This is a genomic window from Methylobacterium sp. 22177, assembly GCF_052045615.1.
GTDB classification, from domain to species: domain Bacteria; phylum Pseudomonadota; class Alphaproteobacteria; order Rhizobiales; family Beijerinckiaceae; genus Methylobacterium; species Methylobacterium radiotolerans.
Map to the genome: position 1 here is coordinate 34,834 of NZ_JBQEPK010000022.1, position 11,769 is coordinate 46,602.

The 11,769-nt window shown below is 67.1% G+C and carries 16 protein-coding genes and 1 pseudogene; 9 read left to right on the forward strand and 8 right to left on the reverse strand.

Annotated elements, in window-relative coordinates; genetic code table 11:
- Positions 1 to 145 precede the first annotated feature (145 nt).
- Together ACTJK8_RS19375 and ACTJK8_RS19380 are read right to left on the reverse strand one after the other, a co-directional pair.
- Positions 146 to 592: a hypothetical protein gene (locus tag ACTJK8_RS19375; protein ID WP_440762374.1), complete on the reverse strand. Its 447-nt coding sequence runs from the start codon at positions 590 to 592 to the stop codon at positions 146 to 148.
- An 87-nt stretch (positions 593 to 679) separates the two neighbouring features.
- The gene (locus ACTJK8_RS19380; protein WP_440762375.1) at positions 680 to 1,888 is read right to left on the reverse strand and encodes a hypothetical protein; all 1,209 of its coding nucleotides are present in this window, start codon (positions 1,886 to 1,888) and stop codon (positions 680 to 682) included.
- A gap of 198 nt (positions 1,889 to 2,086) precedes the next feature.
- Between ACTJK8_RS19380 and ACTJK8_RS19385 the strand changes: the two genes are divergently transcribed.
- Positions 2,087 to 2,329, forward strand: a complete 243-nt coding sequence (locus ACTJK8_RS19385; protein ID WP_440762376.1) for a hypothetical protein — start codon at positions 2,087 to 2,089, stop codon at positions 2,327 to 2,329.
- On the opposite strand, the gene ACTJK8_RS19390 is transcribed toward ACTJK8_RS19385, so the two are convergent.
- Both ACTJK8_RS19390 and ACTJK8_RS19395 read right to left on the reverse strand, forming a co-directional pair.
- On the reverse strand, positions 2,326 to 2,751 hold the full coding sequence (locus ACTJK8_RS19390) for a hypothetical protein (protein ID WP_440762377.1): 426 nt from the start codon (positions 2,749 to 2,751) through the stop codon (positions 2,326 to 2,328). The two genes, ACTJK8_RS19385 and ACTJK8_RS19390, sit on opposite strands and share 4 nt — an antisense overlap.
- Positions 2,748 to 3,023, reverse strand: coding sequence for a hypothetical protein (locus ACTJK8_RS19395; RefSeq protein WP_440762378.1), 276 nt, complete (start codon positions 3,021 to 3,023; stop codon positions 2,748 to 2,750). Before ACTJK8_RS19395 ends, ACTJK8_RS19390 begins: the two co-directional genes overlap by 4 nt.
- 128 nt (positions 3,024 to 3,151) lie before the next feature.
- On the opposite strand from ACTJK8_RS19395, the gene ACTJK8_RS19400 reads away from it, so the two are divergent.
- The 3 genes from ACTJK8_RS19400 to ACTJK8_RS19410 are packed head-to-tail and all read left to right on the forward strand — an operon-like array spanning position 3,152 to position 4,333.
- A complete protein-coding gene (locus tag ACTJK8_RS19400) occupies positions 3,152 to 3,859 on the forward strand; it encodes a recombinase family protein (RefSeq protein ID WP_440762379.1) in 708 nt (235 codons plus the stop codon).
- Positions 3,847 to 4,101, forward strand: coding sequence for a hypothetical protein (locus ACTJK8_RS19405; RefSeq protein WP_440762380.1), 255 nt, complete (start codon positions 3,847 to 3,849; stop codon positions 4,099 to 4,101). The genes ACTJK8_RS19400 and ACTJK8_RS19405 overlap by 13 nt, the downstream gene beginning before the upstream one ends.
- Positions 4,094 to 4,333 (forward strand): hypothetical protein, encoded by a 240-nt coding sequence (locus tag ACTJK8_RS19410; protein ID WP_440762381.1) that lies wholly within the window; start codon positions 4,094 to 4,096, stop codon positions 4,331 to 4,333. Before ACTJK8_RS19405 ends, ACTJK8_RS19410 begins: the two co-directional genes overlap by 8 nt.
- 9 nt (positions 4,334 to 4,342) lie before the next feature.
- Here the strand turns inward: ACTJK8_RS19410 and ACTJK8_RS19415 are convergent, their stop codons facing one another.
- Complete coding sequence (locus ACTJK8_RS19415) at positions 4,343 to 4,600, reverse strand: hypothetical protein (protein WP_440762382.1); 258 nt, start codon at positions 4,598 to 4,600, stop codon at positions 4,343 to 4,345.
- A 355-nt stretch (positions 4,601 to 4,955) separates the two neighbouring features.
- Between ACTJK8_RS19415 and ACTJK8_RS19420 the strand changes: the two genes are divergently transcribed.
- The 5 genes and pseudogenes from ACTJK8_RS19420 (at position 4,956) to ACTJK8_RS19440 (ending at position 9,998) form a co-directional block, all read left to right on the forward strand.
- Positions 4,956 to 5,081 carry a hypothetical protein gene (locus ACTJK8_RS19420; RefSeq protein ID WP_440762383.1) on the forward strand — a complete coding sequence of 42 codons (126 nt, stop codon included), beginning with the start codon at positions 4,956 to 4,958 and terminating at the stop codon, positions 5,079 to 5,081.
- A gap of 877 nt (positions 5,082 to 5,958) precedes the next feature.
- Positions 5,959 to 6,474 (forward strand): Panacea domain-containing protein, encoded by a 516-nt coding sequence (locus tag ACTJK8_RS19425; RefSeq protein WP_440762384.1) that lies wholly within the window; start codon positions 5,959 to 5,961, stop codon positions 6,472 to 6,474.
- Between the two features lie 24 nt (positions 6,475 to 6,498).
- Positions 6,499 to 7,236: a hypothetical protein gene (locus tag ACTJK8_RS19430; protein ID WP_440762385.1), complete on the forward strand. Its 738-nt coding sequence runs from the start codon at positions 6,499 to 6,501 to the stop codon at positions 7,234 to 7,236.
- Between the two features lie 102 nt (positions 7,237 to 7,338).
- Positions 7,339 to 8,244 (forward strand): annotated as a pseudogene (locus tag ACTJK8_RS19435) (YifB family Mg chelatase-like AAA ATPase); the annotation flags it as partial.
- Entirely contained in the window at positions 8,241 to 9,998 is a 1,758-nt protein-coding gene (locus ACTJK8_RS19440) for a bifunctional serine/threonine-protein phosphatase/kinase (protein WP_024829503.1), read from the forward strand. The pseudogene ACTJK8_RS19435 and the gene ACTJK8_RS19440, both read left to right, overlap by 4 nt.
- A gap of 15 nt (positions 9,999 to 10,013) precedes the next feature.
- On the opposite strand, the gene ACTJK8_RS19445 is transcribed toward ACTJK8_RS19440, so the two are convergent.
- From ACTJK8_RS19445 to ACTJK8_RS19455, 3 genes are all read right to left on the reverse strand, one after another.
- Positions 10,014 to 10,733 carry a glutathione S-transferase gene (locus ACTJK8_RS19445; protein WP_440762386.1) on the reverse strand — a complete coding sequence of 240 codons (720 nt, stop codon included), beginning with the start codon at positions 10,731 to 10,733 and terminating at the stop codon, positions 10,014 to 10,016.
- 48 nt (positions 10,734 to 10,781) lie between these two features.
- Positions 10,782 to 11,231, reverse strand: coding sequence for a hypothetical protein (locus tag ACTJK8_RS19450; protein WP_012320084.1), 450 nt, complete (start codon positions 11,229 to 11,231; stop codon positions 10,782 to 10,784).
- Positions 11,232 to 11,366: 135 nt separating this feature from the next.
- Positions 11,367 to 11,741, reverse strand: a complete 375-nt coding sequence (locus tag ACTJK8_RS19455) for a hypothetical protein (protein ID WP_012320083.1) — start codon at positions 11,739 to 11,741, stop codon at positions 11,367 to 11,369.
- Positions 11,742 to 11,769 lie beyond the last annotated feature (28 nt).

Consider the following 11,769-nt stretch of genomic DNA (forward strand, 5'->3'; position numbering starts at 1 on the left):
CCCGTCTTTCGACTGGGAGCCCTATTTAATTTCTTGAAAAAGCGGGAATAAAAGTCGTGTACTGGCAATGACTTATTGCCAATCGACCATTTTTTGCTGTCCTGAGCGTGCCTTTTATAGGGATTTATCGGCGGATCGGCAGGTTCTACGCCGCCTCCGCCCTATCATCCTGGACCAGCCAATCGAGGTGGCGGTCCGCACGTAGCTTGGTGACGAAGTCCACCTCACCCCCGTCTAGTCCGACCGGGAAGCCCAGGCGCTCAGCCTCTTCGATCCTCCCTCCAATCATGATCCGCAGGGAGTTGCCGGTTAGGTGCGGCCAGGGGTCAGACGGCAGGCCCAATGCCCGTGCCAGCAAGGGACCCTGGAGGCCCCTCGCAGCCTCGTCACCGTCGAGGATGGCCGCGAGTAGGTCCGACAGGTCGAAGGCCGCCTCGTTCCCCTGAGCGGCGATCTCCGCCACCTTCCGCGCGCACACCTCCCTGAAGGCCACGATCTCCGCGCCCAGCTCGACGCCGGCCGACCCCTTCACCTTCAGGCGAGCCCTGTACTGGGCCTGCCGCTCCGCGTTCGTCATCGCCACTGCGTTCACCATTCGTTCGTAACGTTACAGTGAGATGGTCGAGCAAGCGCAGAGCTGCAAGCGGAGCTGTGGCAGGCCACGAGACCCGGCCGGGCGCTACGGTAGGTTGGGGTCTGGCGTGCTCGGAGGCGGCGTCGAGGGAGACGTGGGAGCGGTCGCTCCCCGTGTCGCCAGCGGCCCATACGCCTTGTCGTCGTCGAGCTTCCGACCAAGGGTCTGGCCGACTTGAGGTGCCATCAGCACCTGCGCGTCTGTGTCGGCCCCGTTCGGGTAAGGGTCGGGACCGCCGGTCGGCTTGCCCAGGATGGTCGTGAGAAGACCGCGATCCTTCCTGTAGCTGTGTTCGACTACCTCGGTCGTGTACGAGCCGTTGATCCCCTCGCGCATGCCACCGATCAAGGTGAGCTGATTGCCTCGGATCCACGGATCGCCCTTGGACAGGGTGACGTTGATCTCGCCCAGGGAGCGGTTCAGGCGATGGATCATGCCGGACACCGCCGCCCTGGCCTCCACTTCGGTTTGGAAAGGCTGCGCAAAGCGGTAGGGGAAGCGTGCGACGTTGCCCTCTTCGTCCGTGACCGGCCGGGGGTTTTCCTCCTCGATCCAGACCGGCTGGTGCGTGTTCGGATCAACATAGGCGGCCCTCGCGCTCGAGAAATCGCCCCTCTTGTCGTGCCAGACGGACCACTTCGCGAGGTGTTCCGGCCTTAGGAGCAAGGTCGGCAAGGTGAAGCCCGAGACGGTCTCGTTCTTGTCACGGGGGATGAAGATCAGCCGGCCATTCTCGAACTTGGAGATCGCCCCGTAGCGCCGCTCCAGCTCTTGCAGGACGTGCAGGCTGGACTGTCCCGCCTGGTTCAGGAACGGGACCAACTTCTCGCCCAGACCTTGCTCGACAAGGGCCTTCACGCCCCCAGAGGCCGCGAGGGCCTCGACGATCTCCCCGAGGGTCTTGCCCTCGAATTCCCGCACCTTGGGCTCTTTCAGGCCGCCGATCATCTCGACTGAGGTGCCAGTGATTTTGATCGAACGTGGAGGGCCGGAAAATTCAACGCGTTTAATCTCGTAGACGTTCTGTTGCGCGAGACCAACTTCCTTGTATCCAAGATAAATTTCGAGCTTTCGACCTACGGTTGGTTTTGCGATTTTCCAATCTCTGTCATCGAGGGTGATCTCTACCGTGTCGGAGTCGCCACCTCCGGCAGAATGTCTTACATCGATGGCGATTAGTCGGTCGTTGAACCGATCCGAGATGTCGATGCCCTCTTGCTCGATGCGGAAGATGGGCGTGAAGCCGAATGGCATTGTGGTTTCTTCTTGTTGTTTTTTATAAAAAGGGCCTTTTATAGGTGGAATTTGTATAGGCGTTTCCCCAAGGCCACGGGGTGTGCCAATAAAAAACTCGAAACCTACACATCGTATTGATTGTTACTTGATTTTCTTCTTGCTCGCCGACCCCCGGCATGATCTAAGCTCAGGGAACACGGAGGAGCGGGGCAGGGCGTGGCTGGTGACGATGGGTTTCTCACGCGCGCCGAAGCGCGACTTGAGGAGCTTGGCCCCGAGATCTCGGAGCGCTTCAGGCTCGCGCTTGAGGAGGCGTTCGCGCTGGGCGTGATCGCGGAGGCCAACGGCGACACGGCCATGGCCAACGCCGCCGCCGACATGGTGGAGACGATCGGCGCCTTCCTGGATCTCCGCGACAGCCGCTCAGGCCGGGCGACAGCCGACGCCGACAGCGCTTAGCGCAAGCCCCCGAACACGGCGCCGTACCAAGCCGGCCGGGATCGCCCCTCGATCGCGCGGTTGACGATCTCCGTCAGGCGCTCCAACTCGGCTTCATGCTCCCGGTCGAGACCCCAGTACCGGCAGCTCGGCTGGTCGGACCAAACCGCGTCGATCGCGGTCGCGCGGTCGCGGCTGGTCCAAGCGTGCATGAGGGGCGCACGGGAACCGGGCCTCAGGGCGAACCCTCGCACGTACCTGCCCCAGCCCTCGTCCTCCAGGGCGTCGGCAGCGTCCAGACAGCGGTGGCGCGGCCACGGCTCGATCTCGTCTGGCAGGAGGATGCCACGATAGGAGCGCCCATGCTGCCGGATGAATTCCAGGTCGGCAGGGGTGAGCACGTCGAGGTCCGCGAGGGCCGTCAGAACAGGGTGACCGATCATGCCGGCGTCCCGCAGGGCTGTGCCGGTCGGGCGATGGCGGCGTAGCTCGCGAGCACCTTCCGGTAGTCCAGGGACGGGAGCCGGCTCAGGGCTGCGGGTAGGAGGTCGAGATCGACGGCGCTCTCCTCCACGCACCGGATCGCCCGCTCCAGCACATCGCCGCGCGGGCCCAGCAACAGGTGGACGATCGTCCGCAACGTGCGGAGGCGTGCGAGACGTTCGCAGTCGGAGAGGCCGGCGGCCCATGGCCCCCAGCGGTCGATAGTTTCCATGAAGGGTCCAGGTTGTGGCCGGGCGCGATTTCCTCGCACGGGGGCCGGAAGGAGCTTGCCAAGGGGCAGCGAGCCGCTTTACAAAACAGTCATCGAACGTCGACTAAGACGTAATGCGCGAGGCGGTCATGGCCCAGGGCAAGTTCGTCACTTACTTGCGGGTCAGCACCAAGCGGCAGGGCGACAGCGGCCTTGGCCTGGAGGCGCAGCGCGCGGCGGTCGAGACCTACCTCAACGGGGGTGCCTGGACAGTCTGCGGCGAGTTCGTCGAGGTCGAGAGCGGCAAGTCGGACGTGAACCGCCCGCAGCTCCAGCGCGCTATCCAGGCCTGCCGGATTTACGGCGCCAAGCTGCTCATCGCGAAGTTCGACCGGCTCAGTCGTGACGCGCACTTCCTGCTCGGCCTGGAGAAAGCCGGCATCGAGTTCGTCGCCACCGACAACCCGCACGCCAACCGGCTCACGGTCGGGATCATGGCCCTTGTCGCGGATGAGGAGCGCCGCGCGATCTCCGCTCGCACCAAGGCGGCGCTGGCCGCTGCAAAGGCCCGTGGCGTGAAGCTCGGGGGAGACCGGGGTGCGGTCCTGTCGGCGGAGGCCAAGGCCAAGGGCGCGCAGGTCCGACAGGCCAAGGCCAACAGCCGGGCGGCTGATCTCCTCCCCGTCATCGCCGAGATACGCGAGGCCGGCGCCTTCACGCTCCAGGCCGTCGCGGACGCCCTGAACGCTCGTGGCATCCCGACCGCGCGCGGCGGGATGTGGAGTCCCGTGCAAGTTCAGCGGGTCGAGGCGCGAGCGGCATCAGCGAGGATCTGCGTAAGATCATGCTGGACCTGATGGACGTCCTGACCGGCGACATCATCAGGACCGAGGCGACAGCGGATGCGCTCGTGGAAGCGGCGGTTGCCCTGGCTGAACATCAGCGAGGCGCCGAAGCTATACGGGACACCGCAGCTCGCACGCGGGTGAAAGCGATGGAGCTACGGGGCCAGCTTGCTGCCCTACGTGAGCAACACGCCACCTTGTTCCTCTCAGGGCCGGAGAACCGGCGCAGCCCTGGAGCTCGGCGCGGTGAGTGAGGATCTGCGCCAGGCGATGCACGGGCGGATGGTCGCTCTTTGCACCAGCATTACAACCTTGAACGCGACTGCTGACGGGCTGGTGAGGTCCGCCGATCTGCTCGACAGGAAACCTGCGGCCAAGGCCATGCGGGACGTCGCGCGACGACAGCGGGTGAAGATCTTGGAGATGCAGGGGCGGCTCGCGGCCCTGAATGTCACCTACACCGAGCGGTTCGGCACGGGGCCGTAGGCCCGCCTTCTAGGCCACCTTGGGCCAGCCCTGGATGAGTTCGATGTAGTCGTCCACCTGCCGCAGGAACGGCTGGAGATCCACATTCACCCGTCCCATACGGATCAGATCGCGGGCCAGCGCATCAAGCGCAGTGAGACGGTCGCCAGGGTTATCGAACATCGCTGCGTGCTGATCGACAACGTGCTCGGCCAGCACGATCGCGCCGGGACGATTGCTCTCCGCAAGGACACGGAGCGACTGGAGAGTGGGGAGAGAATGGAACATGGGCTCCTGCCCAGTCGACTTGACCGGCCGCGGTTAAGAGACGCTTACCTCGGCGAGAACAAGGCGGCAACGATACAGCTCTCACCGCCGTCATGTCCCATTCTAGATGCCCTGTCGGATCGGAGACCTCACGGGTCCGGCGGGTCGGACGGAGGCGTGGTAGGCCGCCGGCGGCTTCGCACAAGGCGGCCGGTCTCCAAAATGGCGGCGATGGCGACGGGCGACAGAGCCGTGATGACGGCGGCGACGGCGTAGAGGGTCTGAGGGTCCGGCATGAGGCATCCCGTGAGGGTGATGCCCAACTGTCGCCCCGAACCCGCTAACGCGGGCTTACCTGGTAACGGAATTTCAACCTTTGATCCGGACCGCTCAGCTCGAGGCCGGCCGGCGCATCGAGATCGACAACGCCGACGTCAACATGGCGGACGCGCGCGACCGCGAGGCGTTCAACCTCTACATGTACGCACTGCAAGCGCCGTAAGGGGCGAAAATCGCTCTCTCCACAGGAACATGCGTTCCGTGTCCAAAGGTGCTCAGCCGGTGGATACAACGGGGATAAGTGGGCCTGCCGCTTGCGTTCTCGGCGACCCACTCTGCATGCTGCTCGCGGAAGTGGCGTCGAGGCGGCCTTGCTTGGTCGGCCGACCGCCCCGAACGCGCTTCCTGGCTCCCCGAGGGGGACGGGGGTGGCGCTTTGCGCTGCCCTCGTCTCTCGGGTCAGGGGGGCCGATGTACAAGGCCCGTGCACCCACCGTGCATGAGAGGCACAGGGTTGCGCAAGCGGTCGAGGGCCGTTTGCATTCGCGCAAGTCGGCCGCAAACGTGGTTCTCCACTATTTTCAAAAACCTGGTTGTCGGCGGCGCCGTCGCGTTTCAGCGCGGCCGCTTCCTGGCCGCTTCCTGGCCGCAATCCGGGCGAGGAAGGCGTCTCAGGACGACATGTCCGCTCCTGGCGGCGGTAGCCGGGCCTTTGGGCGGCCTCACTAGGCCAGTTCGTGGAACGGCTCACGAAAGGCCCATCAGGTGGCGTACGAGCGCATGTCGGCAGGGCTGAGCCGCGACCTCCTCGTTGGTAGCCTACAGCACCGCACCGCTTCAAAAGGGAAGTGCAGGGCCATCTAGGCACCAAGATCCATACGGATCGCGGCGGCGACTGCAGGACCAAACAGGTTCAGCGTGTGCTGGAACGCGCCGACCAGCGCGAACAGGTGACGTGAATTCGCCTCGCTGCCAGTCGCCGGCTGGACAATGGAACGAAAGAGGAACAATTGTGGTGCGGTTGCCGCCCGCCTTGCGCGGGATAGTTGTGGATAAGCCCAGCGCTTACGGAAGCTTAGCAGTTTGGATGAAAATGGGACATGCAAAAGTCGCCACCTTATGATGCGCGGGCGATCGCCAATTTCCTGCTCGATCTGGCAGATAGTCGTGGCGTACAACTGACACAAATGTCAGTCTTGAAAATCGTCTATTTTGCTCATGGTTGGTACTTAGCGATCAATGAGCGTCCTCTGTGCGCGCAGGAGTTTGAGGCCTGGACCCACGGACCAGTCGTCAAAGTCGTCAGAGATGCGTTCAAAAATTTTAGAAAAGAATTTATTACATCGCGAGCGACAAAGTTAATCCTGACCACTGGAGAAATTGTTGAAGTTGAACCCGACCTCTCTTCAGAGGACAAAAAATTTATCGAGGGCATTTTCGACGCCTATCACATTTATGATGCGTGGCAGCTTTCGGACTTCACCCACGAAACTGGTTCGCCGTGGGATGTGCTCTGGAATTCTCCTGAGCCAGTAGGACGGCTGGCCCTCCGAATAAAAAATGAAGAAATTCGAGCGCACTTTCGGAGCCTACGGCAGCGCTTTGCGTTGTCCTAAAATTGCCGAGCGCGGAGTGCCTGCGTGTCCAGTTTCTTGCTCCTCAACAACCTCGACGTTGGTCGGGCGTTCGCTTTCGATCCGCTGAACCGCAAACCTGAGCAGATCGCCGACTGGCTTTTGACGGAATACGTGAAGAAGCGTGGTGGCTCATTCAACTACGATCCCGCCATTAAGTGCCTCTACGAGATGTTTCAGGGGCGCCTCAGCCTCGCTGACGCGAAGATGAGATGCCTGACAACTGGGCAACCCGTTGGTCGGCCGTACAATGTTCAGGCTATCGACTGCGTGGGCCCTTACGCCGTCGCGAACCCATCGACCTGTTACAGGATCGGGTACACGGCGGTTCCGGTTGGTAGGGCGCACGGCAGGACGGTGTATATCGGCTTGAAGGCGCCGCTCCTTCGTGTCGCCAGTGGCGCCGCCTCCGTTGTTCTGCCCGGCTTCCGGAAGACCAGTCGTCCTGTCGGGCCGCAGGTTGACGTGGCGTGCTCTATCGCCCTGGCGACCTTCGCCCGGGACGATTTTTCTGAAGCCGATTTCGAGTATCTGGACGCGGGTGAAGCGGCAGAGGGTCGGCGATTCCTCAGGGTGTACAGTGGCCGCGAGCGGCAGATCTACGGAGTTGATGATGTCGACGCGCTGCTCGACGTTTACGTCAAAGGCGTCGCTCTCGCGCTCGAAAGCGGCGTGACCGTGAAGGATGCGAACCTCCGCGGCTATCGGGTAATCGACCCGGATCAGCCGTCGATGTTCGGGTAGCCCGTCGGCCTGACACCTCAGCGGCGGTAGGCGAGTATCTTTGTTCCTCACGCCTACAGCGCTGCCGCTGAGGAGAAGCTCGGCATGGGTCTTCACGCCACCAACATGCTGATGAACGGTCCGCCGGGCTCGGGCAAATCCATGCTCGCGGCCCGTCTGCCGTCGATCCTGCCGCCGCTCACGCCGCGCGAGCTGCTCGACATCTCCATGATCCAGTCGGTGGCGGGCGCGCTGAAGGGCGGCGCCCTCTCCAGCCGCCGCCCGTTCCGGCAGCCGCACCATTCCGCCTCGATGGCGGCGCTTGTGGGTGGCGGGCTCGGCGCCCGGCCCGGGGAGGTCTCCCTCGCCCATGGCGGGGTGCTGTTCCTGGACGAGCTGCCCGAATTCGCCCCGCAGGTGCTCGACAGCCTGCGCCAGCCGATGGAAACCGGGGCGGTGATGATCGCCCGGGCCAACCACCGGGTCACCTACCCGGCGCGCTTCCAGCTGGTCGCGGCGATGAACCCGTGCCGCTGCGGCCAGGGACTCGAACCGGGCTACGCCTGCCGGCGCGGGCCGAACGCGCGCTGCATGGCGCAGTACCAGGCGCGGATCTCCGGACCGTTGCTCGACCGCATCGACCTGCGCGTCGAGGTGCCGGCGGTCACGGCCGCCGACCTGATCCTGCCGGCGCCGGCCGAGGGCTCCCGCGAGGCGGCCGCGCGCGTGTCGGCCGCCCGCGCCCTCCAGGGCGCGCGCTACGCCGCGCGCGGTCTGCCGGATTCCACCACCAACGCGACCTGTCCGGCGACGCTGATCTCGGACGTCGCGAGCCCCGACGCCGACGGGACGGCGCTGATCCGTCAGGCGGCCGAGAGCATGCGCCTCTCCGCCCGCGGCTTCCACCGGACGCTGCGCGTCGCCCGGACCCTCGCCGATCTCGACGGCGAGGCCCAGGTCCGCCGGCTCCACCTCGCGGAGGCCCTGTCGTACCGGGGCCGCGGCGACGGCGCGGCGGCCGCCGCGTGAGTGCCGTCTCGGACGGTCCGGCCGACCTGACGGTCACGATCGGCCAGCACAGCAGCGCCGGCCGCAAGGCGGCCAACCAGGACTTCAACGGCGCCCTGGTCCCGGTCCAGCCGGCCCTCGGCCTGAAGGGCATCGCGGTGGCCCTCGCCGACGGGATCAGCAGCAGCGCCGCCGGGGCCGCGGCGAGCGAGACCGCGGTCAAGAGCTTCCTCAGCGACTACTACGCCACGCCCGACACGTGGTCGGTGAAGACCTCGGCGCAGCGCGTGATCGCGGCGACCAATTCCTGGCTCTTCGCCGAGACCCGGCGCGGCGCCGACCCGAACGACCTCGACCGGGGTCACGTCACGACCTTCGACGCCCTCGTGCTGAAATCGCGCGCGGCCCACCTCTTCCACGTCGGTGATGGCCGGATCTGGCGCGTCTCCGGCAGGTCCCTCGAGCAGCTCACCGAGGACCACCGCGTGGTGGTCTCCCCCGCGGAATCCTATCTCGGCCGGGCGCTCGGGGCGCAGGCCCGCCTGGAGATCGACTACCACGCCGTCGGCATCGCGGCGGGCGACACCTTCGTGCTGACGACCGACGGCGTGCACGAGCATGTCCGGCCCCGCGACATCGTGGCGGCGATCGCGGCGGCCGAGACCCTGGACGCCGCCGCGCGGGCGATCGTGGAGATGGCCCTGGCGGCCGGCAGCCCGGACAACCTGACGATCCAGATCGTGCGGGTCGAGACGGTGCCGGCCGGCGAGCCGGCGGACCTGCTCGGCGAGGCCGAGGGGCTGGACCCGGCGCCGCTGCTCGATCCGCCCGCGGAGCTCGACGGCTTCCGGCTGCTGCGGATCCTGCACTCCGGTCCGCGCAGCCGCGTCTACCTCGCGGTGGACGCCGAGACCGGCGCCCAGGTCGCCCTGAAGGTGCTGTCCCTCGACCTGCGGGACGACCCGGCGCATCGGAAGCGCTTCGTGATGGAGGAGTGGATCGCGCGCCGGATCGACAGTCCTCACGTGCTCAAGGCCCATTCCCGGGCCGGCCAGCGCAGCCACCTCTACACGGTGATGCGCTACGTCGAGGGCCAGACGCTGACCCAGTGGATGCGCGACCACGCGGCGCCAGAACTGGAGGCGGTGCGGGCGCTCGTCGAGCAACTCGCCCGGGGCGTGCAGGCCTTCCACCGGCGGGAGATGGTCCACCAGGACCTGCGGCCCGACAACGTCCTGATCGACGCGGCGGGGACCGTCCAGGTCATCGATTTCGGCGCGACGCAGGTCGCCGGCGTGGTCGAGGGCGACCCGCGGATCGACCCGTCGGAGATCCTGGGCACGGTGCAGTACACGGCGCCCGAGTGCTTCCTCGGCGCCCCGGCGACCGTCCGGTCGGACGTCTTCGCGGTCGGCGTGATCACCTACCAGATGCTGACGGGGCGGCTGCCCTACGGCGACGCGGTGCCCCGGGCGCGGACGCGCGCGGCGCAGCGGCGGCTGCGCTACGCGTCGGCGCTCACCGTACGCCCGCTGCTGCCCGTCTGGGTCGACGAAGCGCTGCGCAGGGCCGTGCATCCCGATCCGGAACGGCGCTACACGGCCCTGTCGGCCTTCGTCCACGACCTGCGCCACCCCAACCCGGCCTTCACGGACGGCCGGCGGGCGTCGCTTCTGGAGCGCGACCCGCTGCTGTTCTGGCGCCTGCTGTCGCTGGTGCTCGGGCTCATCGCGCTGGCGCTCGCGGCGATCCTGGTCGCCGGCCCGCGTCGGTGAGCCCCGGCGCGCGCCTCAGGGATCCAGTTCGGGATAGCGGCGGAAGATGCCGTCCTCGTTGAACGGGATCCGGCGCTCGCTGGCGAGGTAGGCGGCGAGCCGCGGGCGGCGCGCCACGGTCTCGTGGAGCGCCGCCACCTGCGGCGTCCTCCGAAGGGCCGCGGTGGTAGCCCTGGGGAAGGCGTAGAGCAGGCCGTCGACGAGCTGGAACAGCGACAGGTCGGCGTAGCAGAGATTCGCGCCGACGAGCCGGCCGCCGCCGTTCGCCGCCAGCACGCGCTCGAAATAGCCGAGGTATTTCGGGATGCGCTCGTCCCGGAACTCGGCCGCCCGGCGCAGCGCCTCGGGCTTCTGATCCGCGTAGTACAGGCCGACGCCGACGGGATGGTGGGTGTCGTGCGCCTCGTCGACCGCGTCCGCGACGGTGAGCTGGAGCTGGTGGGTCCAGATCCGGTCGCTCTCCGAAGCGCCCACGAGGCCGAGGCGCGGCCCCAGATAGAGCAGGATCGCGGCGCTCTGCCCGACGACGACGTCGCCGTCGCGCAGGAAGGGCGGAGCCAGGGGCGGCCGCGGATCGGCCGGGTCGGACAGGCGGTCGAGCATCGGTCCGATACCGCCCGAATCGTCGTCTTGGCGGGCCACGTCGACGTAGTCGGCGCCGGCTTCCTCAAGCGCGAGGCGGACGAACTCGCCGCGCCCCTGGATCATCGGCCAGTAATGGAGTTCGTAGGGCATCGCCGCCTCCGGGTCGGGGAAGGCGCGGCGGGCCCGGTCGGTTCCCGCTCAGTTGTTCTCGGCCGGCTCCTCGGCCGAGGCCTTCTCGACCGGCGGCTCGGCGCTGGCGACGGCCTTGCGCGCGAACATCGGCTGGAGGCGCTCGGCGAGCTGCTGGTCCAGGTGCTTGACGTAGGCACCCTTGAAGTAGCGCTCGCCGGTCTTCGCGCCGTAGAGGCTATCGTGGGCCTGGATCATCGCGGCGACCTCCGGGCGGCAGAGGAAGCCGGTGATGCCGACGGCCTCGTACCAGCGGCCGGCGCGCGCCTCGGCGGTGGCCTTCGGGTTCGACAGCACCGTCTCGGCGAAGCACGCGGTGGCGGCCTGCCGCAGCGGCCCCAGCACCTTCTCGGCCTCGGCGGCGTTCACCTTCGGGGCGGCCGGGTGCCGGTGAGGCCGCGCCTCGGCAGCCGAGACGAGCGCGAGGACGGCGAAGGTGGCGAGGATCGAAGTCTTCATACGGGCGGCCTCGTCGGGTGTCCGAACCGTGTTCAGCTCTCGCTCATGATTGCGTCGGGATCGGGGCTGGCGGCTCGGTCCGGACGCCCGATTCCGGGCAAGATCCGGGCTGTTTCGCGACGGCCACAGCCGGGCTCAGCCGCGCCGCTCCGCGTTCCAGTGTCCCCGGCAGGCGAGGGCTCCGGACGCGACCCAGGTTCCGGCACCGAACCCGTCCGAGCCCAGCCGCCCCCGCACGTCGGCGGTCGCGGCGCCGTTCGAGATCGTGCCGCGGATCGCGCCGTTCCGGGCGACGCCGCCCTCGACCGTGAAGGCGGTCCCGATGAAGCGGGCCCGCCCGCGCTCGATCCGCACCGGGTAGCGATAGGCGCGGTCGCAGGTCCCCGCCTCGGTGATGATCTCGACGCTCCACGTGCCGTCGAACCGGTCGGGCTGGGCGGCCGGGCGCGGGGCGGCCGCGGCGGGCAGCGTGCCGACGAGGAGCAGGGCGACGGCGAGGCGGGGCGTCATGCGAGTCCGGGGGGCCGAGGGCTTCGGA

What these genes read in the sequence shown, in the direction of transcription:
- ACTJK8_RS19390 (WP_440762377.1), bottom strand. Translation starts at nt 2,751, where the DNA reads ATGATCGGTCACCCTGTTCTGACGGCCCTCGCGGACCTCGACGTGCTC.
- ACTJK8_RS19450 (WP_012320084.1), bottom strand. Translation starts at nt 11,231, where the DNA reads ATGAAGACTTCGATCCTCGCCACCTTCGCCGTCCTCGCGCTCGTCTCG.
- ACTJK8_RS19405 (WP_440762380.1), top strand. Translation starts at nt 3,847, where the DNA reads ATGCTGGACCTGATGGACGTCCTGACCGGCGACATCATCAGGACCGAG.
- ACTJK8_RS19395 (WP_440762378.1), bottom strand. Translation starts at nt 3,023, where the DNA reads ATGGAAACTATCGACCGCTGGGGGCCATGGGCCGCCGGCCTCTCCGAC.
- ACTJK8_RS19400 (WP_440762379.1), top strand. Translation starts at nt 3,152, where the DNA reads ATGGCCCAGGGCAAGTTCGTCACTTACTTGCGGGTCAGCACCAAGCGG.
- ACTJK8_RS19445 (WP_440762386.1), bottom strand. Translation starts at nt 10,733, where the DNA reads ATGCCCTACGAACTCCATTACTGGCCGATGATCCAGGGGCGCGGCGAG.
- ACTJK8_RS19415 (WP_440762382.1), bottom strand. Translation starts at nt 4,600, where the DNA reads ATGTTCCATTCTCTCCCCACTCTCCAGTCGCTCCGTGTCCTTGCGGAG.
- ACTJK8_RS19455 (WP_012320083.1), bottom strand. Translation starts at nt 11,741, where the DNA reads ATGACGCCCCGCCTCGCCGTCGCCCTGCTCCTCGTCGGCACGCTGCCC.
- ACTJK8_RS19380 (WP_440762375.1), bottom strand. Translation starts at nt 1,888, where the DNA reads ATGCCATTCGGCTTCACGCCCATCTTCCGCATCGAGCAAGAGGGCATC.
- ACTJK8_RS19425 (WP_440762384.1), top strand. Translation starts at nt 5,959, where the DNA reads ATGCAAAAGTCGCCACCTTATGATGCGCGGGCGATCGCCAATTTCCTG.